The sequence below is a fragment of the Natrialba sp. SSL1 genome (assembly GCF_001861355.1).
GTDB lineage: Archaea > Halobacteriota > Halobacteria > Halobacteriales > Natrialbaceae > Natrialba.
Genome location: NZ_MASN01000040.1, coordinates 1 through 21241 on the forward strand (window position 1 = coordinate 1; position 21241 = coordinate 21241).

The following is a 21241-nucleotide window of genomic DNA, read 5'->3' on the forward strand; positions in this document are numbered from 1 at the left end:
CGGGTCACGCTGTTCCCCGCTCGTTATCCGCGGTTCTCACTCACTTCGTTCGCTCCGAACCGCGCTCGCTCCGAACCGCGCTCGCTCCGAACCGCGCTCGCTCCAAACCGCGCGTTCGTCGTGCGAGCAGGTGTGCACTGACCTGCAGTGGCTACTATAATTCATCGACACTGTCTTCCCCCTCAGCTGTCGGTGTCGATTCGTCGCTATACTCGTATTCGTACTGCTCTGTGTCCCCCTCGTCCGACGATACTCCGGGCTCGGTGTCATCACTGACAGCAGTGTCCGGACTCACGGCGGTGGGACTCGAGTACCCCGAGTCGTCGCTCTCGGTGTAGTGGGGGTCGATGGCAAGCGTCGAGCCGATGAGTGTCGACAGGCCGCGCCGGAGCCGTTGGGAGACTGCGGAGTCGGAGATTCCGAGTTCGTGGCCGAGTTCGACGAGTGTGGTCTCGCGGGGGACGTCGAAGTACCCCGATTCGTAGGCGGCGATGATCAACTCGCGTTGGGCGGCCGTAAGACCGAAGCGCTGGTCGTCGCTCGCACCGACGGCCTCGTGAAGCTGGAGGAGTTCGATCGGAATCTCGCGGTCGACACAGGCAGTGTAGAACGCAGACAGGGAGTCATAAGAGGGGAATCGAAGCCGAAACGTCCACTGGTCGGCGGTTCCCATGGCGTTCGTTACGAGTGCGTCACTCTCCTGGATCGATGCGAGAATTCCGTTGACGCTCGTCGCCCACTCGATTTCGACGAGGGCGGTGCCGTCGAACTCGTCGATGATCGAGACGCCGGCAACCGTCGACCGGGACTCGAGCGTCGTGACGACGGCGTCGGCGATGTCACCGGGGACCCAGAGGTAGGGAATCACCCCTTCGTTCGTTGGAATTGTCGTTTCGATAGAGACTGTGGCATCGCCTGTGCCGGCGGTATCCAGTACAGAGCCAAGCGGAAATGCCGTTGCCGGAACGGCGACGGTGGCGATAACACTCATCTGTCGGCGGTGGTGCCGATAGCGGTCGGCTGGAGGTGTGGTCTGGCGGTCACGGGGGGATCTCTCGGCTGGGGTTGGTCGACTCTCCCTCGGCTATGCATACTGACTATCTTCGCTGATATATTCCCACGGACTTACAAGTAAGTCCTCGTTAGATATCGAAGTCGTTTATGACAGCCGTGGCAGTCACCTCGAGTAGAGATTCCGTTCGCCGTGCTGTTCTATCCGTCCGCTGTATCCCGACACCAGCGCGTTCCTGCCGGCGGTTCGTATCCAGTAGCGGCGACCCGCACTCGTTTCGCGGAGGATTTATATTTGGTCGCTGTCTCTCCGGTTACAAATGTATCAGGTCGGCCATTACGGGGCTGCCCTGCTGGTGTATGCACCGCTTGGGACTGCGGTCGCAGTTGGGGGGTACGAAGGGCTCGCGCTCATCGGTGGAGTCGTCACTGTTGCACTTTCGACACTGCCGGATTTCGACCAGCAAGTGCCGATAATCGACCATCGTGGACCCACGCACACGGTCGGGTTTGCGCTGCTCGTTGGGATCCTCGTTGCGACGGCCGCTGCCCTTCTGGTCGGCCAGTCGTCACCGTTCGTGGGACTCGGGCTGATTGTGTTTGCGTTCACTGTTGGGACGCTCGCAATCGTCTCACACCTTCTTGCAGACGCACTCACCCCGATGGGGATCCGCCCGTTCTGGCCGCTTTCGGACCGACACTACACGCTTGACCTGACACGGGCAGCGAATCCGGTCGCGAACTACGTGTTGTTCGGGCTCGGCGTCGGTGCCATCGTCTGTGCGGTCGGTGTCGTGACGACGATTGGGTGATGGAGTTGGATTTCGAGAACAGCAACGAGTTGGGCCGAGAGTAGTGACTGGGCCTCTGGAATCGGTGAGCCGACAACCAAAGTCTCCGCTTACTGTCGACTTCGATAGATCACGACACCGAACGCGAGTAAGAGCACGCCGGCAAGGATGAGATAGAGCTGATCGAGTGCCGGATTGAGCGTCATTACTGCACGACGGCCAAGGTAGGTCACAGCGAGCGTGAGGGCGGTCGTCCCGGCGAGCAAACCGAGGAGTGGCCGATCCTGTTTTCGCCAGCTGGTCACCATGGTGGCAACGATGACGGACGCGAGCAGCGAGAGGGTGACGCCGTACTGGAGCAACTGTACCGTCGGGGAGTAGTCCGAGACGAGCCCCAGATCAGTCGGACTGAGCGCGACGTGGAGCGGCAGTGAGACCAATCCAAGCGCGAGCACTGCAGGGATGTGAGCGGACCGAAGACGCGGTTTCCAGACGAGTGCCGTCGCGACGACGAACATCGCGAAGATGAGGATTGCGGTCCAGAAATGCAGCGAGAGGATCTCCATCTCGTAGCTCAGAACCGTCTCTCGGCCGAGGTAGACCTGAATCGGCGTCAGTACCATTCCGAGGACGACGAGCGTTGCGACGCGGCGGTCGATGTCGGGGCTGCGCCACGCCGAGACGGCGGAGCCGACGATGGCAAAGCCGGCGAACATGGCGACGAAGCGGTGGAACCACTCGTAGAAACTCGGCAGATTGGCCGGGAGCAGGTTGAACGGCCCGGCGTCACACTGGGGCCAGTTCGCTTCACAGGCAAGTCCCGACCCGGTCGCCTTCGCGGCGACACCGAGCAAAATTGTCCCGGCGACGAGCACGAGCGTCGTCGCGAGCAGGTGCGGCACACCGAACCTGGCGATCAGCGAGCGAAGTCCCCTATCGGTGGTCTGGCTATCGGACGACACGAATACGCGGGGGTTAGGACCAGCCGTACTTACATTGCCCGAGTCGTGGCCAGTCAAAGGTCACCGAACACGTACACGACTCGCTCTCAGGACGGTGCCACCGAGTCAGCGGTCCGTCGGATTCAAGACGCCGCCACGCCAGCACCCGGCATGGACAAACGCGCGCGACTGGACGACTACCTCGAGCGCAACGAACTCGAGTCGGTCTGGTTCGCCCGGCCGAACGCCTTCGCCTGGCTGACCGGCGGGAACAGCGTCGTCGACCGGGAAACGCCGACCGGCGTGGCCGTTGCCGGCTACGACGGTGACGACGTGCGGATCGTGACGACGAACAACGAAGCGAAGCGAATCGAGGACGAGGAGCTCCCGGACCTCGACGCAGACGCCGTCTCCGTCGAGCAATTCGGCTGGCACACCGACTCACTCGCCGAGGTGATCGCTGCCCGCGTCGGCGAGGACGAGCGCGCCGCTGCCGACGTCGATATCCCCGGTCTCGAGCGAGTCGATCCGACGCCGCTCCGGCAACCGCTAACCGAACAGGACCGAGAGCGATACCGGCGACTCGGTCAGGAGACCGCCGCTGCCGTCGAATCCGTCTGCCGAGAGCTGCGGTCGGGGGACAGCGAACACGAGGTCGCCTCTGCACTGCGGGTTGCGCTCTCAGCACGGAATATCGAAGCCCCGGTCATCCTCGTCGGCGGCTCCGAGCGCGCACAGCGCTATCGCCACTACACGCCGACCGACGCCGAACTCGGCGACTACGCGCTTGTCTCTGTGACGACCGAACGGGCCGGTCTCCACGCGAGTTGTACCCGGACCGTCGCGTTCGACGCACCCGAGTGGCTGACCGAGCGCCACGAGGCTGCTGCACGTGTCGAGACAACCGCGCTCGCCGCGACGCGACAAGCCGCCGAAACCGACGGCACGGCTGGCGACGTGTTCACCGCGATTCAGGACGCTTACGATGCGGTCGGCTATTCCGATGAATGGATGGACCATCACCAGGGCGGTGCTGCCGGCTTCTCCGGCCGCGAGTGGATCGCGACACCCGACCACGAGGCGAGCGTCGTCGCACCGATGGCCTACGCCTGGAATCCGACGATTGAGGGCGCGAAAAGCGAGGATACCGTGTTGCTCGCCGACGGCGAGTTCGAGGTACTGACCACGACCGATCGCTGGCCGACGACGACGGCCGCAGCTATCGGATCCGCTGGTGAAGCGTCGCTCAAGAATGAAGCCGATGAGGAATACACTCTCGAACTTGAACTCGAGCGCCCAGCCGTACTCGAGTTAGACTGACTGAACACCCACTCCTCAAATCGGAGTCACGAGACGGAGCCGACTGTCGGCAGATAGCGGGCTCTGGATGTCTTACTGATCGTGGGTGTCGGACCCGTTGGGTGAATCGGTGTTGGGAGTACTGTCTGCGTCAGCGGCGGGGGTGGGGTCAGTGTTTGTGTCCGTTCCTGTACTCGTGTTGCTGTCCACGGCTTCGTTCGCGTTCGAGTTCGCATCTGTGTTTGTGTCTGTGTCTGTGTCTGCATCTGCATCTGCGTCGGTGTCAATACCGATGCAGGTGTCGTCACTGTCGACCGTAATCGTCACTGGGTCGGAGCCGTCGGTCTGGGACTCACCGGTGGCGTCTGCGGAGCGATCGAGGACGCGGTCGAGGGTAAAGATGGTGTTCAGTTCCTGCTGGACCTGATCGACGACGCCGCCGACGAGGTCGCTCGGCTGGATCGCGGTGTACTCGTAGGGGTTGTTCCCCGCGCCCTCGCTGGCGCGTTTTTGACGCGTGACGCGCTCTTCGTCGTGGAGTTCGGCGAGGGCTTCCCGGACGGTGCTCGGATAGAGGCCGGTCCCCTTCGCGACCTCTTCCGAGGTACTCGCGGGGTGTGCGAGCAGGTGGACGTAGATTTTCGCGCGGGTTTCGGTGTCGAGGATCCACGAGAGCAGGTCGACGATACGCTGGTCGACTTCTTCGACGGCGGCTGTTCGCATGCCGTCGCTGGTCTCGTCGTTATTGGTGGCCTCGCTGGGTTCGATCGTCTCGCTGGACTTGCTGGTACCGTCAGCCCCACGGTCGGCTTCATCCCGAGCGTCAGCAGTAGCATCAGCGTCGACGTCACCGTCGGTGTCACCAGTGGCGTCGGCCGCTGTCGAATCGGGGATGCTCCGACCGTCGGCTCCCGTCTCGTCGGTAGACTGGGCAGACGGTCGGCTGTCACCCGTGGTGTCGTCCACCTGTCGCTCGGTTGTATCGTCTGGATCCATGTGTCCTCTTGCCCGGGACAAAGTCTCGCTGCTGGTTAAACCTTTGTGAGCGCCTGTAGCCGGAGAATCACGACAGATCTGCGGGTCGAAACCACTCGGGATACCAACTCCCCGATCAGAATTACCCATACCAGTATCACTTTCACTCCGGTAGCACACACCTTTTAGCCTCCCCGTTAGTACAAGGGGATGATGACGTCGTTCCAGTCGACACTCGGTGAGGAATCGGGGATCGCCGAGGAGCTGGCAGAGAGCCAGCAAGCGATCTCCATCGCCGAGTTCTTCGAGAAGAACAAGCATATGCTCGGCTTCGACAGCGGTGCTCGAGGCCTCGTCACGGCCGTCAAAGAGGCCGTCGACAACGCGCTTGACGCCGCCGAGGAAGCCGGTATTCTCCCGGATATCTACGTCGAAATACAGGAGGAAGGCGACTACTACCGCCTGATCGTCGAGGACAACGGACCGGGACTCACCAAGGAATCGCTGCCGAAGGTCTTTGGGAAGCTCCTCTACGGCTCTCGCTTCCACGCCCGCGAACAGTCCCGCGGACAGCAGGGGATCGGTATCTCCGCCGCCGTGCTCTACTCGCAGCTCACGAGCGGCAAACCCGCGAAGATCACCAGCCGGACCGAAGGCACAGACGAGGCACAGTACTTCGAACTCATCGTCGACACGGACGACAACGAACCCGAGATCAGCGTCGAGGAGACGACGACCTGGGATCGCCCACACGGGACGCGCATCGAACTCGAGATGGAGGCGAACATGCGCGCCCGCCAGCAGCTTCACAACTACATCAAGCACACGGCGGTCGTCAACCCACACGCCCGACTCGAGCTTCGCGAACCCAAGGCACACTTCAAGTTCGAGCGGGCGACGGATCAGCTACCGAAGGAGACCGAGGAGATCCGCCCGCACCCACACGGCGTCGAACTCGGGACCGTGATCAAGATGCTCGCGGCGACCGACTCCCAGACCGTCTCCGGCTTCTTACAAGAGGAGTTCACCCGCGTCGGCAAGAAGACCGCCGAGTCGGTCATCAACGCGTTCCGTGACCGTCACTACGGCCGTGAGATGCGCTGGCAGCCGCCTGCGAGCCACGAGTCGGTCGACCTCGACGCAGCGGTCACCGACGCCACCGCGAACAAGGGAGCCGACGCGACGGCTGCGTTCGCCGGAGCGATCGAAGACGAGGTCGCCGACTTCGACCGAATCGCTCACTACGAACTGCGCGAGGTCGTCGATTCCGCGGCTGACGATGTCGAAGACGAACACGGGACGACGTTTGGCGACACCGTCCGCGAGAACGCCGTCAACGCGGTCTGGCTCGAACTCATCGACGCCGCACCGGCGGACGATGACGACGCGGCCGACCCAGCGGCCGACGACGCTATCGAGAGCGAATCCCGCCTCGTTACCGACCTCTACAACCTCGCCGACGACGCCACGAGCACCCGCAAGGACGACGAGGTCATCCAGGCCTTCGCCGTCCGGCTCGGCGGCACCTTCGAAGACGAGACCGACGACGACCCGCGCCACCGGCTCACCCACACGACGCTGCGAGAGTACGTCGACCGCGCGGCCGAACTCACCGAGGAGTACGACGATGTCGCATTCGGCGACACCGCCCGTGAGAACGTCGTCGAGGCGATCTGGGGCGTGATGGCCACCGTCCCAGACGACCCGCCGCTCGTGCGCGAACTCGAGGGCGACCGCGACGCGACGAGCGATCTGGTCGACGGAATGCGCGCGACCGACATCATGGCTCCGCCGACGCGGTGTCTCTCACCCATTTCCGACGACCTCATCCAGGCCGGTCTGGAGAAGGAGTTCGACGCGGAGTTCTACTCCTCGGCCACGCGAGACGCCGAGGTCCACGGCGGCGATCCGTTCGTCGTCGAAGCCGGTATCGCCTACGGCGGCGAACTGCCGGCCGAGGGCAGCGCGAACGTGATGCGATTCGCCAACCGCGTCCCGCTGGTCTACCAGCGCGGCGCATGTGCGACGACCGACGTAGTCAAATCCATCGGCTGGCGCAACTATGGACTCGACCAGCCCGGCGGCTCCGGCCTGCCGAACGGCCCTGTCGTCATCATGGTCCACGTCGCCTCGACGAACGTGCCGTTCACCAGCGAGTCGAAAGACGCCGTCGCGAACGTCCCCGAAATCGAAGACGAGATCGAACTCGCCATCCGGGAAGCCGCCCGCGACCTCAAAAGCTTCCTCAACAAGCGTCGCTCGATGCAAAAGCGCCGGAAGAAACAGAACGTTCTCGGCACCATCCTGCCCGAAATGGCAACGAAGGTCGCCGAAGTCACCGGCCGCGACGAACCCGACATCGACGACGCCATCGCCCGTATCATGAACAACGTGCTCGTCGAGCGCGAACTCGAACAGAACGGCGACGGCCAGGCCGTCTCCGTCGTCGTCGAGAACAACTCGAGTACGAACGAGACGCTCGAGATTACCGACATCGTCTCGGCCGAACCGGCCGGCCTCTCCGACGGCGCGACCGTCGTCGAGATGGACGGCGAGTGGTTCATCAAGTGGGAGGCCGACGTGTCGAGCGGCGACGACGCGGTACTCGAGTACGAGGTCGCAGACGACGCGAGCTTCGATCTGGACGTGAAGGGTGTCGAAACCGAGAAACTGACGGTGAAACAGTAATATGAGCGCAGACAACGAGCAAGCCAGAGCGCAGTTGATCGATCTAGCGGCACAGTTCTACGATCAGTTCGAACTGGGCGAGATCCCGCACATGTCCGTGCCGACGCGGACGAAGAACAACATCGAGTACGACGAGGAGATGGACGTCTGGGTGTACGGCGACCGCGAGTCGACCCGCTCGGCCAACTCCGTCCGCGGCGCACGCAAACTGTTGAAGGCCGTCTACACCATCGAGTTCCTCGCAGACCAGTTAGAGGAGGATCGCTCCTCGACCCTGCGTGAACTCTACTACCTCTCCGAAAGCTGGGACAACAAGGAAGCCCAGTTCAACGACCAGGACGAGTCCAACGGTCTGATCGAGGATCTGGAGATCGTCTCCGGCGTCACCCGTGAGGATTTCCACATGCGTCCGGAGGAATCCGGTGCGACACTCATGGGGCCGCTACACCTGCGCGAGCAGACCCGGCGCGGCGAACGCGAGATCCACTGCCAGGAAGACGTCGGCGAGGGTGGCTACCAGATTCCGAACAACCCGGACACGATCGAGTTCCTGGATACCGACGCGGACTTCATCCTCGCGGTGGAGACCGGTGGTATGCGCGACCGTCTCGTCGAGAACGGCTTCGACGAGGAGTACAACGCGCTGATCGTCCACCTGAAGGGCCAACCCGCCCGTGCGACCCGGCGAATCACGAAGCGCCTGCACGACGAACTCGACCTGCCGGTCACGGTCTTCGCCGACGGTGACCCGTGGTCGTACCGCATCTACGGCTCGGTCGCCTACGGTTCGATCAAGTCGGCACACCTCTCGGAGTACCTCGCGACGCCCGAGGCCGAGTACATTGGCATCCAGCCCGCCGACATCGTCGAGTACGACCTGCCGACCGACCCGCTGTCGGATTCGGACATCAACGCGCTGGAGAGTGAACTCGAGGACCCGCGCTTCCAGACGGAGTACTGGGAGGAACAGATCGAGTTGCAGTTAGAGATCGAGAAGAAGTCCGAACAGCAGTCGCTCGCGTCCCACGGTCTGGACTTCGTGACGGATACGTATCTGCCGGAGCGTCTCGACGCGATGGGCATCATCTAACCACTAAACGAGTAACTGCTACCGGAATCAGAGGCAAACCATGACAACCGGGGAAGATTCAGAGTCCAGTACCCTGCCCAATGAAATGATGGACGACATCCGACGAGAACTCATCCAGCAGGTGGCAGCGGCTGACCGTGACGCGAACCGAGATATCTACGACGCGCTTGCAGACGAGTAACGAACTACGGTATTAGTAGTTCGCACTCATCACCTGAGCTAGGCCTATGAGTGCCGCCAGTGCACTCGACATACAAACCCCGTTCTCGACTTCATGATCACTACAGATGCATACCGAACTTTTGCGCTGCGGGCGCGACTCCGTCGCGCCCTCGGCAAAACTTCGATGAAAAGCACTCCTCCCTCCCCTACGGGTCGGTCGTCGGCCCGCTCGCTCACTCCGTTCGCTCGCGGTGAGTGCACACTGCTTGCCCTGTACTGATCACCGCGCCCGCCTAAAACGCAGAGTCTTATTTGTTACAATATGATCAGTTAGTAGACACGATTTTGATAACGTCCCCTTCTGTAAGCTCGTAGTCTTCACCAACGTCTCGGCCCGACTTCGCGTCGACCGCGTGGAGATAGCCGTCGCCAATATCGGAGTGAACGGCGTACGCGAGATCGACCGGCGTCGCCCCGTCTGGGAGCAAGAAGGCATCCGGAAGCACGTTCCCGCTCCCGTCAGACCACTTCGACGCATCCTCGACCGGATAGGCGGTGAGATGTTCGAGCAGATCGTACACCGCGTAATCCAGTGCCGACTGGACACCCGTCCCATCCCACTCACCCATCGTATCGGCGAGGTCCTCGAGTGCACCTCGCTGTGCATCGCTCACTCCGTCGCCGATCTCGAGTGTCTCGTCGCCGGGGTCGTAGTCGACGAGGTCGTTGTCGGCGGCGCGGCGGAGTGCGAGTTCACCTTCGGCCGTGGTCGGGATGACGGGCTTGTCGAGTTCGAGCAGTCGCTCGACGTTTTCCTGGGGAGCCACGTCGATCTTGTTCGCCGCGACGACGATCGGCTTGGTTCGCTGGCGGACATCGCGGGCGAGCGCCTCGCGGTGCTCGTCCTCCCACTGAATTGGGTCTTCGGGGTAGTCCAGATCCCGGAGGACGGTCGCGATCTGTGTGGGCGAGGCACCGAAGCCCGAGAGCATGTCCGCCAGCACGTCGTCGATGTCGAAGTCGGGCGAGCGAGATTTTCGCTCGACGGACTCCCAGTTTCGGGCGACGATATCCGCGAGCCAGAGGTCCATCTCCTCCTCGACGAAGTCGATGTCCTCGAGTGGGTCGTGCTCGCCGATGTCGACGGGTTCGCCCTTTGCGTTGGTGCCGCCGGAGGCGTCGATCACGTTGATGATCACGTCGGCGTTCGTGAGTTCGTCGAGGAACTGGTTCCCGAGTCCCTTGCCCTCGTGTGCGCCGGGAACGAGACCGGCGACATCGATGAGTTCGATCGGGACGTAGCGTTTGCCGTCCTCACAGTCGTCAGCGTTGCAGCGCTCGTCGCGCTCGAGGCAGGGGCAGTCGGTGCGGACGTAACTCACACCACGGTTGGCGTCGATGGTGGTGAACGGATAGTTGGCGACGTCGACTTCGGCCATCGTCGCCGCGGTGTAGAACGTGGACTTGCCGGCGTTTGGCTTTCCGGCAAGTGCGATCGAAAGCATGGGAACCAGTAGCTCCGTCCGCTCAAATTGTCTTTCGGTTCTGGGACATGGTTCTGCAGGGACGGCTCGATGAAACGAGCTACCGGCTGGAGACACTATACGACGCAAACGGGGCGTATAGCGCGCCATGCCGCCGATTTGTAATTCGTCCCACCCACCTTTCAGCTGAAGGGCTCAGTCTCAACTGCAGTGGACCGGAAGGGCCGACTATGCAGTACGACGACTTCATCGGGGAGGTTCAACACGGCGCACAGCTCGACTCACGAGAGGCCGCACTGAGCATCTCACGGGCGACGCTGACGACGCTCTCAGAGCGCATCCAGCCGGGCGAGGCCCAGAACCTGGGCGCACAGCTGCCCGAAGAACTCAGCCGGTTCCTCGAGGACGTCGACGACGTCGAACGCTTCGAGTTCGAGGAGTTCATCGACCGGGTCAGCGAGCGCTCGGAAGTTGGCGAGGACGACCGGGCTGACGCTGCGTTCCACACCCAGATCGTCATGGAAGTCGTGACAGAGGCCGTCGAACCGGGCGCGATCGACGACGTCCGTGACCAGTTGCCGACGGACGAGGGGTACGACGATCTGTTCGATTTGGCCGAACAGGAGGAGAGTCCGCGCTGACTGTTGACCACGAGCCGCGATCCGCGAGCCGCGATCCGCGAACTGCTACCCGGTAGCCGCTGGCACTACTCGCTCAGTCTCGGTTTTTCGGCCGCTACTCGAGAAGCGTAGCCGACATCCGAAATCGAGATCGCAGCCGAGGGTACAGCTGAGACCGAGATCGGGCTGAACTGCGACTGGTTTCCGACTGTCGTACCGACAGTGGCGACACTACAGCTCGATCGCCATCATCACCTCGTCCACGTAGTGGCCGTTGAGCTTGTAGTGGTCCTCGCGCACCGCTTCCGTCTCCCAGTCGTGTTCCTCGAGGAACGCGATCGCCTCCTCGTTGCTGGAGGGGACGCTCTGGTAGACCTTTTCGTACTCGTTCGAGCCAGCCCACTCGAGTCCACGCGCGAGCAGGTGCGAACCGATGCCGTGACCGCGGTATCCCTCGACGACGCCGACGGTGAGTTCGGCCGTGTGACTCAGCTTCTCGAGTTCCGGCGCGTAGAGGTGGACCCAGCCGACGACCTCGTCTTCGACGGTCGCGACGAAGAACATCCGGGACTCGAGTTCGTTGTGTCTGAGCAGGGCCTGTTCGTGGTCGATTTCGTCGGCGACGCTCTCGCCCTCGATGTACGTTTTCTCCTCTGCGACCTGTCGAATCGCGCCGACGATGCCCGCGAGGTCTTCCTGTCTGGCCGGCCGGATGTGGAACGAGACCTCGCCGGCGGCGTACTCCTCTTCGGCTCCGGCGTCGATCGTGACGTGCAGCTCGCTATCGGTCTCCTCGAGTTGCCCGTCGCGTTTGAGGATCGCGACGTGGTGGCGAAAGCCGCCGGGATCGATCCCGAGTCGCTCCTGGACCTCCTCGGGTGAGACGGTGCCGTGGCGTTCGACGTACTCGTAGATGGCCTTCCGATCGGCGTGGCCGAACTCGAGTGTATCTCGTAGTGCCATGGTATACCACACCACTCGATACCACTTAACCGTTGGCGCGCTGTGGTCGGCCGGACTTAAAGCACTCATCGATACAGGCGGGGGGCTTTGCCGGTCGACGCTAACCACTTTGGTGGTGGGATGGCTGGACGAACGATATCACGGCGATGGGATGTCTCTACCGGGTGGTCCCCGTCTGAACGATGAGTGCAAGTATGGCAACGGTGGCTCTGAGTGGTGGGGCGCTGGCGGTTGCGGTCGTCGTCGGCCTGCTGGCACACGAGTGGATGCACGCGGTCGTCCTTCGCATTGGGCGAATTGACTACACGATTGCGTACTTCCCAGGGAGCGCTGCGGGATTCGCAGGCATACTCGCTGGGCGTCCGTGGGCGGTCGTACATCCACGACCGCGCGGACACGAACCCGCGTGGATACTTCGGGCCGCGGCGCTCGCACCGCTTTCACTTGCAGTTCCCGTCTTCGCCGCTGGTGCTGGATTCGTCTCGCCCGTTGCGGTTCCCGTTGACATCGACACGACGATTGTGACGGCGTTTGTAATCGGCTGGCTCGCGTGTGCGATTCCGAGTCCGCAGGATTTCTCGGTCGCGTTCTACGCACACCGTGCACTCGAGCCGGTAGCCGACTCCCCATCGGTGGGCACTCGTTCCCGCGCTGATTGACGGTCGCCGGGAACCCACCGCCGGGATGGCTGTTGTGTCCGTATTCGCGTTTCCGCTTTCGTCTTCTCGATTGTAGTGAGGAGTCTGTTCGTATTCGTGGTTGTGTTCGTACTCGTAGTCTTGCACAGGTATCGCACAGCCCACTCACGGGTCACGTCGTTCCCCGTTCGTTATTCCGCGGTTCTCACTCACTTCGTTCGCTCCGAACCGCGCTCGCTCCGAACCGAGCTCACTCCGAACCGCGCGCTCGTCGTGCGAGCAGGTGCGCAGTGACTTGCAGCGGCTACTATAGCACCTCGACCGAACGCAGAACACAGGTCACCATCTCGAGTGATCAATTACCTACAAAAGGTGTGTCTGGAAGATGACGACAGGCACACAGCCACGAATGCCTGCCGCCGGGATTGAGCAGAGTGTTCCACCGGCACTCGCAGTTGTCAGTCGGTAGCCAATGCGTCTCGGGGTCGGCGGGTAGCCGACATGAGAAGTAACTATCCGTCCACTAATCAATCTAATTGTTGTGGCCAATATACCACTATGGCCTGCGATATTGAACAATTTCGTCCCCAGTTTCGTTTTGGAGTTCGAATGTTTGATTCTTGGTGGACGTCCGCCGTATAACTACTCGTTCGTCGCGTTTCCTGCCGATACACGGCTGCCAACCAGTGGTTCTCACAGCACGCGAGGCAGAGGTGATTATACGTACGGTATCGTGATAGTCATGGGTGCCGGACATAGTCCGGTATACAGGGACGAAATACGGGACCGACCAGTAATCGTCGCCGCTGTGGTGCACCGACGACGGGATCTCGGCGTGTGACGTCCCCGTCTACGTGTGCCGGTTCGTACCGCTGCAGTCGATTGCGTTCGCCAGTGTGGTCGTGGCATCGTCCCCGCATGTACACGACCGCGTGCCGTCACAGTGGCCAATCGATCGCGTGCCGCACGCGCCTATCCACCTCCCTCCCCCACTTCCCCTCACCACTCCCCCTCACATCCGCCGTTTTTTCGCCCACCCGTGTTGCATCGAACGGCGCTCAGAGCGAGCGCCGATAGTTACAGTGCGGGCAGAACAACAGACCGTCTGCGGCCATCAGATAGCTGCGCTCGCAGTGGGCACACGGTGCACCAATCGAGATGTTCGCCGCATGTGCGACAGCGACGAGCGTATTCTGGAGTTGAACGAGCTGTTGCTCTGGAACGGTAACCATCCGATCCGTGTTGTCCGCCCGCCGAGTAGCGTCCGAATTATCCTCGGACCGAGACCCACCGCGTTCGGCGTTCTTGGCATCCTCATCCTTACTCTCGTTGTGGTCATCACCAGCATCCCGACTCGTCCGCCGACCGGTTGCTGACCGGCCACCACGGCCACGTCGCTCGAGTGGGACACTTGGGGCGGGCCGTTGCGAACGGACGATACTGGAACGAGCGTTCCGGGCATGCCGCTGTCGCCCGTCACGCGGTTGCGACCGATACAGCCGCTGCTCGTTGTCCACCGGTACTGGGGGTGTCATTGCTACACATAGGTGCCGCCCTGCTAAAACGGTCGCGCCCCTCACTGCCAGCGACGGTCCGTTCGGCTGATAGAAGAACGCTTCACTCTATTATGGTATGGGTTGGCAAGGCTTGCCCGCAGATAATGGATTATTACCGTGTACTCTCAACGTCGGAGTGGTCTCGTAGCCGGAGTACTCCCCCTACTGCGAGGCTAGCATTCCAACACGTCTGCAACACGTGTATTTCGTCTGTCAGGGATGACTACCCTGACACTCTTCAAACTGCGCTCTCGCTACCGACCGGTTCCCACCCACTACCCGTCGGTCTCCTGCCGTGTCACGTCTGTTGTTGGGTGGGACGATCTAGTTAGCGATACCGCTCGTACTCGAGTTCCCTGCAAAAAGAGCCCGCGCTCATGTCGTTGTTTGCGGTGAGGAAATGGGGTCGGAGGGATTTGAACCCCCGATCGACTGATATCTCCGGTGCGCCTCGGAACTCCAGAGGGTCATCACACGGACACTGATCAGGTGTCCGATCAGTATATCAGTCTGGAGTGTCGTCCCGGGCGCGGTGCCTCTGGAGTCAGTCGCCATCCCTGGCTTGGCCACGACCCCTCGATATCTCGTTGGGGGATGGTGCCTAAAGTGGTTTCGATTCGGACTACAGCCAGGGGGCGCGTCCTTCGGTTTCGGTGGTGTCGTCACCGGGGTAGGCTCCGTTGTCGTCGTCATCCTGGCTCGTCGACTGGTCGTGGCCGTGACGTTGGGCCTGAACGGATGCCTGTTCGTGTTCGTGTTTGTGTTTCCGCTCACGTTCGTTTTCGCTTTCGGCTGCCGTCGCATCTGCAGCCGCTGTCGAACTCGAGTCGGCAGCCGCAGCAGATCCGCTGGACGATGGCGTCTCCGAGGTATCCTCTCCACCATCTGCGAGTGGCCCGGTTCCGACAGCCGGGACGAACGACGACGGCGTCGGCGTTGCGTTCGACGACGTCGTCGGACTCCGTGACGGCGTACTGGTGTTCGCGGGTGCCGACGCAGTCGTGGAAACCGGTGCTGGGCCGTCAGATGGACCGTCCGAACTGGCAGACTCCGAGTCGCGTTCGAACGGGAACTCGATCGCGAACAGTGCGGCCACGACGAGCGCAGCCAGCGGTGCCTGTCCGAATGCCATGCCGAGCAGCGACAGTGGCAACAGTCCGAGTGCGACGGCGCTTCCGAAACGGAAGCGATCAATGTCCATGTACTCGCGCAGGTACGGACCGCTGATTGCAATCGCGAGTGCGAACGCGACGCCGGACACTGCGGCGAGCGTCGCGTTCATCACGAGTGCGGGGTCGTCCATCATCGTGAACGCAGCGCCGTTCGGATCGATACTCGCGACTAACCCGAGGCCGATGATGACGCCCGGACTGGGCAGATACTCGCCGATAGTCGCACTCGCAGTCTTCGCAGCGATTGCGAGGATGACGACCGCAGCGAAGCGCGTGATGGTCTCTTCGTTCAGGACCGTCTCGATTGCCGGGGCGAGCGCGGCTTGCACGGCGGCAAGCAGTATGAGCGGGATGCCGACGAGCAGGACGATCGCGACCTGTTCACGGGGCGTCCCGTTCATTTCGGCGAGCATAACGGCGACGGTTGCACTGCCGCCGAAGATGAGGAGACCGACCTGAATGGCGCTCCACGGGTCGTCGATCGCACCCGCCAGGATGAGCGCCGGGAAGACGCCATCGATCAGCGGGAGCATCATCACGAGCGCCAACAGCTTGGCGTCACCACCGACTAACCGCTCGAGACGGAGTGCGACCGGGTGCTGAGATGCGCTCATCGCTTAGGAACGATGGCCATGACCCGAGGCCGATGGGTGATATGATAACCGGTCACGCACAGACAGGTTCGATACCCGCCAGTTCGTCCGGATACGGCCTCGTGCTGTGAGTTTGAAAGGAAGTGTAAATTTCCCGAACATATTTTTGGCGACGGAGACGGCGTTCGTCCGGCCAACGGTTCGGGTCTCGCTGGAACTCACAGCGTTCATACACGAGTGGAACACCGGGCTATCAATAAACGTTGCGTGAGATACGGTTACACAACTCGGCATATTTCCGCCGTCAACGCGCAGATTCTGACGAAGGTGCACTTATCTGCCCGACAGGTGGTATCCCTCAACCTGGACCGCATAAACAGTGGACGCCGGACCAGCCAGTTCGGGACGTATACGAGCGCGCTATGTGCGTGTTGTACTCCTCGGTTGTTTCTCTCGTTGTCTGAACTCAACACACCCGCCAGCAGTTCGCATTCGGTATGTATCTCGCAACGCTTTTTGCCCGGGCGTTCGGACAGTTTACATGGCGAACGACGTTCCTGAGCACGAGCCGTACTCGTCGAAACTCACTGTACCAGAGGCGCTTACGTTCGACGACGTCCTCCTTCGACCCAAGGAGAGCCGCGTCGAACCAGATGACGCAGACCTCACATCGAACGTATCGGCCTCTGTCAAGCTCTCTGTCCCGATTCTCTCCGCCGCGATGGACACCGTTACCGAGAGCGACATGGCAATCGCGATGGCCCGCCACGGCGGCCTCGGTGTCCTCCATCGCAACATGAACATTGACGAGATGGTCGAGGAAATCGAGCGCGTCAAGAGCGCAGACGAGCTCGTCATTCCCTTCGACTCTGTCGTCACCGCAGATCCCGAGATGTCCGTCCGCGAAGTCGACGACCTGATGGCCCGGCAGGGCGTCGGTGGCGCACCTGTCGTCAACACCAACGGCGAGGTGCTCGGGATCATCTCGAGTACCGACATCCGGCCACACCTCGAGGTCAACGAGGACGACCCGGTGACGGAAGCGATGACCGACGAGGTCATCACGGCACCAGAAGATATCAACGCCCGCGATGCGTTCGATCTGATGTACGAGCACAAAATCGAGCGCATTCCGGTGGTCGACGACGAGAACCTCCTCGTCGGACTGGTGACGATGCAGGGCATTCTTCAGCGCCGCGAATACAAGGAGGCCGTTCGCGACGAGGACGGTCGTCTGCGCTGTGGGGTCGCAGTCAGCCCGTTCGAGCAGGAACGCGCCGAAGCCGCAGACGAAGCCGGCGCGGACATCCTCTTTATCGACACCGCACACGCGCACAATTTGAACGTCATCGACGGCGCCCGCGAGATCAAAGAGAGCGTCAACGCCGATGTCGTGGTGGGCAACATCGGGACCCGTGAGGCGGCCGAAGAGCTCGTCGAGTTCGCAGACGGGCTCAAGGTCGGCATCGGACCCGGTTCGATCTGTACGACCCGCGTCGTCTCGGGATCGGGTATGCCACAGATCACGGCCGTCGCACAGGTCGCAGACGTTGCGAGCGAGCACGATGTTCCCGTCATCGCAGACGGCGGCATTCGGTACTCCGGCGACGCGATCAAGGCGATCGCCGCCGGTGCAGACGCCGTCATGCTCGGTTCCTACTTCGCCGGCACCGACGAGGCCCCCGGCCGCGTCGTCACGATGAACGGCAAGAAGTACAAGCAGTACCGCGGCATGGGCAGCGTCGGCGCGATGAAATCCGGCGACAGCGACCGGTACCTCAAGGAGGAGCCAGACGAGGAGGAAGACTACGTCCCGGAGGGCGTCGAGGCAGCGACGCCGTACAAGGGTTCGCTCCAGTCTGAACTCCACCAGCTCGCCGGCGGGATGCAGTCCGGTATGGGCTACGTCGGTGCAGAAACGATTCCGGCGTTCAAGGAACGTTCCGAGTTCGTTCGCGTTTCCTCGGCCGGCCAGGCCGAGAGCCACGCGCACGACGTGGTTATCACGGACGAAGCGCCGAACTACTCGCCGAACGACAGCTAATCTGTTCCCGTCCCCGGTCTCTCCTCTCCCCCGTCTCGTCTTCCTGCTACCACATCCGGCCTCTCCGCAACCGCGTCTCGAGTACCACTCAGCCAAGCACGAACGAGTTCTCACAGTCCGTGCAGGTGAGTTCGAACGCACCGTCATCGGTAATCGTGAGCCCGTGGCCTCGTTCGTCCTCGCAGACCCGACAGTGAACCAGTGACTCGATCTGGTCCCACTCGTGCTGTGCGCCCGGTGCACCGAACGCGAAGCCAACAACCCGTTCGTCGGCGTCTTCAGGGTTGTACCCCTGCTGGAACTCACCCGGTGCGAAGCGGATCACATCGCCAGACTCGACCGTCACCGTTCCGTCTTCGGTATCGAACGCTGCCGTTCCAGCCTCTACGTAGAAAACCTCCTCCTGGTCGTGGTGGGTATGATAGCCGCCCGAAAAGGATTCGCCGGGCTCGAGTTCGAAATAGTTCATCGCGAAATCCGTGAAGCCGAGCGCCGCCGAGATCGGTCGTCGAACCGAGTGGACGCCCATCGGATTCGTTTCGTTGTCGACCTCGTCGATCGAGACTTTCTCCATAGCCTGCTATTCGCGCTCGGTGGTAAAATGGTTGGGTGGGGTTCACACGCGGCGGTGGCTCGCGAAAGGTAACACATACGTTTGCTCGGTCCCGAATCGCGTGTGTGAACCGCCGTACGGCACTCCGATCCGCAGGCGTCCTCGCCACCGTCGGTCTCGCGGGCTGTGTCGATGCCGTCGAGGAGCACTTTCAGGGGAGTTTCCAGGGCATCATCCCCATCGAGATTCACAGCGAGGCCGAACGGTCGCACAATATCGAGATCGAAGCGTACGACCAGCAAGCGGGTCGTCAAACCTACGACCAGAGCTACACCGTCACGCCGGACCAGACAGTGAGCCCGCCCCACCTCGAGGCGACCACCCAGAGCGTTCGGTTCGTGCGATACGACGGCACGGACGAAGAACAGGCGGACGTCAGGGAAGTCTCTGTTACCCCAGAGACGATGCTGGTCTCCGTCCGAATTCACGACGACGACCTCGTGATCGAGGTCCAGCGGGGCGATTCCGATGGAGAGCCAACGGAGAACGAAACGATCGACAACGAGACAGCAGGGGAACTCGAGGACGAGTCGGAACTCCCGGACAATCAGACAGAATCCGACTCCGACACTAATTCTGACTCTGGCTCCGACGCTAATTCTGGCTCCGACACCAGTTCTGACTCCGATTCTGACTCGTAACTGCCCTCGCAAAGCCTACCACCAGCCACGGAGCTACTTGCTGGATCTCCGTCGGCACCGCAGTATCGATCCCGAACGCTCCGCTCGGGTCGAAAGCGACAGCGTCAGTGTCAGACGACTCGCGTAGTCACGGGTACGGATGATACGCTCGGTCGAGCTGCGGCTCGAACCCCATCTCCGCTGGAACACGCCGCGCTCGTTCACCGAAGAACGGCTCACCAGTAAACAGCGGTTGTGCACCCGGAACCACGACGCGAACTCCCTCGAAGCCCGCCGCAGCCACGTCTCGCGTCGTGAGCCGCGCGGCGTACGGCGTCAGCCCCGCATCCTGCACTCGGTCGACGACCAACTCGAGTTGGTCGCGTCCGCTGGGCAGATCCTCGCCCTCGCTGTCATCCTCTCCACCGTCGGTCAAGCCGACACTGGCTGCAGGCACCGTCTGTTCGACATCGATGAACGAGCGCGCGGCGTCTGACAGTGGCGCGGCGGCGTACTCGCCGATCGCACCCGACGCCGTGGCCGCCTCGTCCGGGCCGATATTGCGCAACTCCATCCAGTTCTGGAGGGCCTCCTCGAGTGCCGAGACGGCAGTGGCGCTCGCATCGAGGCCAGCGGCGGAACCGGTAGCGAAGACGGGCCAGGCATCGTCTTTGGACTCGTCGCCTCCGTCGTCTCGATGCACTGCGACCGCGACGACTGGCACGTCAATGTCCTGGGTGACAAGGAGCGGCGTCACGGTGAGCCCCTCGCTTCGCGCGCGGCGCTCGAGCACGTCGAACGTCGGGTCGTCGACCGAGAGCCCGAGCGGGTCGAACGTCGAGTACCACGCGAGCATGGTCGCGTCGCGCTCGATGACCTCTGTCAGGCCGGACAGGAGCGCGTCGACGGTTGAAGAACCCAGGCCAAGGCCGGTCGTAATGCCGGGAACCAGCGACTCGCCAGGCTGTGGGAACTGGACCGCGGCGGCAGGGAGATGTACCTGTTCGCCGGTCGCGAGGTTCTCGCCGGGCACCCAGCGGTGCTCAGCCGACGGGTCGTACGTGGGCGCATCGTTCGGCCGCACGAGTTCCGTCGGCGCTACTGCGTCGTCGAGGTCCGCCTCGCTCGCGTGGACGAACTCGTCGTCCCGGTAGACGCCGGCGCAGTAGCGCTCGAGTCCCTCGCCGACGGCCTTCATCAGCGCCGCGTTCCAGTCGTCTGCGACGCCCGCAGCCTGTGCTGGCGCGCTCGCATCGCTGAAGCCGCGCGTCTCCGCGCTCGTCGCGAGATAGTAGGGGACGGGGAAGGATTCGATCTCGCCGATCGACTTGACGATCCCGACCCGGTCGTCGATCGCCTGCTCTGCGTGTTCGACCGCCGCATCGAGTCCGAGCGCGTCGTCGTCCCGCGAGAGCGCCCGGTCGCGTTCGCCCGACGCACACACACAGCCCGGGACCGGCAGCACCCGCCGACGGACGTGGGGTAACTCGAGTACGTGGCCGATCACGGACTGCTCCTCACCCGAGAAGATGCGGATGCACTCTCGGCCGGCGAGCGCGCCGGCGAGGCGGGCAGTGGAGCGGTCGGTGCTTGGGCGGCCGCCGGCTGTGTCGGTCGCGTTCGTGTCGGCGTCCGACTCGAGTCCGGCTGCGACGCGGGTCCGGAGACAGTCGTAGCAGCCGACGCCGGGGCCGGACGCCGGTGCGAAGCCGGCAACTGCGGCGTCGACGGCGGGGAGGGGACGGCCGCCAACGCCGCCGATTTCGACGGCGACCCAGGGCGTGTTGCCAGCGAGGGCTGCCTCGTTGGCCTGCTCGAACGTCTGTGCGCCGGCAACGTCGCTAACGATGGCGAATCGGGCATCGTCGAGGTCTGCGGGCTCGGCGTTCTCGACGGTGATGTCGACATCTCCGAGCGCGGCGACGAGCGCCGCGCGGACCGGATCGTCGGCGACGACGTGTACGTGCATACCTGCATCTCA

Annotated in this window: 18 protein-coding genes and 1 tRNA gene; 9 read left to right on the forward strand and 10 right to left on the reverse strand. The window is 62.6% G+C overall.

Annotated features, from left to right (window positions below):
- Nucleotides 1-154: 154 nt before the first annotated feature.
- Nucleotides 155-991: a helix-turn-helix domain-containing protein gene (locus BBD46_RS14770; RefSeq protein WP_253184578.1), complete on the reverse strand. Its 837-nt coding sequence runs from the start codon at nt 989-991 to the stop codon at nt 155-157.
- A 340-nt stretch (nt 992-1331) separates the two neighbouring features.
- Between BBD46_RS14770 and BBD46_RS14775 the strand changes: the two genes are divergently transcribed.
- Entirely contained in the window at nt 1332-1823 is a 492-nt protein-coding gene (locus BBD46_RS14775) for a metal-dependent hydrolase (RefSeq protein ID WP_071402467.1), read from the forward strand.
- A gap of 89 nt (nt 1824-1912) precedes the next feature.
- Here the strand turns inward: BBD46_RS14775 and BBD46_RS14780 are convergent, their stop codons facing one another.
- Nucleotides 1913-2764, reverse strand: a complete 852-nt coding sequence (locus BBD46_RS14780; protein WP_071402468.1) for a COX15/CtaA family protein — start codon at nt 2762-2764, stop codon at nt 1913-1915.
- Between the two features lie 150 nt (nt 2765-2914).
- Here BBD46_RS14780 and BBD46_RS14785 point away from each other — a divergent pair, with 150 nt between their 5' ends.
- Entirely contained in the window at nt 2915-4063 is a 1149-nt protein-coding gene (locus BBD46_RS14785) for a M24 family metallopeptidase (RefSeq protein WP_071402469.1), read from the forward strand.
- Between the two features lie 72 nt (nt 4064-4135).
- On the opposite strand, the gene BBD46_RS14790 is transcribed toward BBD46_RS14785, so the two are convergent.
- On the reverse strand, nt 4136-5038 hold the full coding sequence (locus BBD46_RS14790; RefSeq protein ID WP_071402470.1) for a helix-turn-helix domain-containing protein: 903 nt from the start codon (nt 5036-5038) through the stop codon (nt 4136-4138).
- A 192-nt stretch (nt 5039-5230) separates the two neighbouring features.
- On the opposite strand from BBD46_RS14790, the gene BBD46_RS14795 reads away from it, so the two are divergent.
- The 3 genes from BBD46_RS14795 to BBD46_RS22710 are packed head-to-tail and all read left to right on the forward strand — an operon-like array spanning nt 5231 to nt 8976.
- Nucleotides 5231-7705, forward strand: coding sequence for a DNA topoisomerase VI subunit B (locus BBD46_RS14795; protein ID WP_071402471.1), 2475 nt, complete (start codon nt 5231-5233; stop codon nt 7703-7705).
- Nucleotide 7706: 1 nt separating this feature from the next.
- On the forward strand, nt 7707-8795 hold the full coding sequence (locus tag BBD46_RS14800; RefSeq protein WP_071402472.1) for a DNA topoisomerase IV subunit A: 1089 nt from the start codon (nt 7707-7709) through the stop codon (nt 8793-8795).
- A 40-nt stretch (nt 8796-8835) separates the two neighbouring features.
- Nucleotides 8836-8976 (forward strand): hypothetical protein, encoded by a 141-nt coding sequence (locus tag BBD46_RS22710; protein WP_171908216.1) that lies wholly within the window; start codon nt 8836-8838, stop codon nt 8974-8976.
- Nucleotides 8977-9283: 307 nt separating this feature from the next.
- Here BBD46_RS22710 and BBD46_RS14805 read toward each other — a convergent pair whose 3' ends face one another.
- Nucleotides 9284-10462, reverse strand: coding sequence for a redox-regulated ATPase YchF (locus tag BBD46_RS14805; protein WP_071402473.1), 1179 nt, complete (start codon nt 10460-10462; stop codon nt 9284-9286).
- A 209-nt stretch (nt 10463-10671) separates the two neighbouring features.
- Between BBD46_RS14805 and BBD46_RS14810 the strand changes: the two genes are divergently transcribed.
- Nucleotides 10672-11082, forward strand: coding sequence for a DUF2267 domain-containing protein (locus tag BBD46_RS14810; RefSeq protein ID WP_071402474.1), 411 nt, complete (start codon nt 10672-10674; stop codon nt 11080-11082).
- 210 nt (nt 11083-11292) lie between these two features.
- Here BBD46_RS14810 and BBD46_RS14815 read toward each other — a convergent pair whose 3' ends face one another.
- Nucleotides 11293-12024: a bifunctional helix-turn-helix transcriptional regulator/GNAT family N-acetyltransferase gene (locus tag BBD46_RS14815; protein ID WP_071402475.1), complete on the reverse strand. Its 732-nt coding sequence runs from the start codon at nt 12022-12024 to the stop codon at nt 11293-11295.
- Between the two features lie 194 nt (nt 12025-12218).
- Here BBD46_RS14815 and BBD46_RS14820 point away from each other — a divergent pair, with 194 nt between their 5' ends.
- Nucleotides 12219-12683, forward strand: a complete 465-nt coding sequence (locus tag BBD46_RS14820; protein WP_071402476.1) for a hypothetical protein — start codon at nt 12219-12221, stop codon at nt 12681-12683.
- Between the two features lie 1037 nt (nt 12684-13720).
- On the opposite strand, the gene BBD46_RS22265 is transcribed toward BBD46_RS14820, so the two are convergent.
- The 3 genes from BBD46_RS22265 to BBD46_RS14830 form a co-directional block, all read right to left on the reverse strand.
- The gene (locus tag BBD46_RS22265) at nt 13721-14197 is read right to left on the reverse strand and encodes a hypothetical protein (RefSeq protein ID WP_139173634.1); all 477 of its coding nucleotides are present in this window, start codon (nt 14195-14197) and stop codon (nt 13721-13723) included.
- A gap of 422 nt (nt 14198-14619) precedes the next feature.
- Nucleotides 14620-14794 (reverse strand) — tRNA-Trp (locus BBD46_RS14825).
- Nucleotides 14795-14840: 46 nt separating this feature from the next.
- A complete protein-coding gene (locus tag BBD46_RS14830; protein ID WP_071402477.1) occupies nt 14841-16004 on the reverse strand; it encodes a DUF5794 domain-containing protein in 1164 nt (387 codons plus the stop codon).
- A 520-nt stretch (nt 16005-16524) separates the two neighbouring features.
- On the opposite strand from BBD46_RS14830, the gene guaB reads away from it, so the two are divergent.
- Nucleotides 16525-18027 carry an IMP dehydrogenase gene (gene guaB, locus BBD46_RS14835; protein ID WP_071402478.1) on the forward strand — a complete coding sequence of 501 codons (1503 nt, stop codon included), beginning with the start codon at nt 16525-16527 and terminating at the stop codon, nt 18025-18027.
- Nucleotides 18028-18115: 88 nt separating this feature from the next.
- Here guaB and BBD46_RS14840 read toward each other — a convergent pair whose 3' ends face one another.
- Nucleotides 18116-18601 carry a cupin domain-containing protein gene (locus BBD46_RS14840; protein WP_071402479.1) on the reverse strand — a complete coding sequence of 162 codons (486 nt, stop codon included), beginning with the start codon at nt 18599-18601 and terminating at the stop codon, nt 18116-18118.
- A gap of 104 nt (nt 18602-18705) precedes the next feature.
- Between BBD46_RS14840 and BBD46_RS14845 the strand changes: the two genes are divergently transcribed.
- Nucleotides 18706-19281 carry a hypothetical protein gene (locus BBD46_RS14845; RefSeq protein ID WP_071402480.1) on the forward strand — a complete coding sequence of 192 codons (576 nt, stop codon included), beginning with the start codon at nt 18706-18708 and terminating at the stop codon, nt 19279-19281.
- 127 nt (nt 19282-19408) lie between these two features.
- Here the strand turns inward: BBD46_RS14845 and BBD46_RS14850 are convergent, their stop codons facing one another.
- Nucleotides 19409-21229: a YcaO-like family protein gene (locus tag BBD46_RS14850; protein WP_071402481.1), complete on the reverse strand. Its 1821-nt coding sequence runs from the start codon at nt 21227-21229 to the stop codon at nt 19409-19411.
- Nucleotides 21230-21241 lie beyond the last annotated feature (12 nt).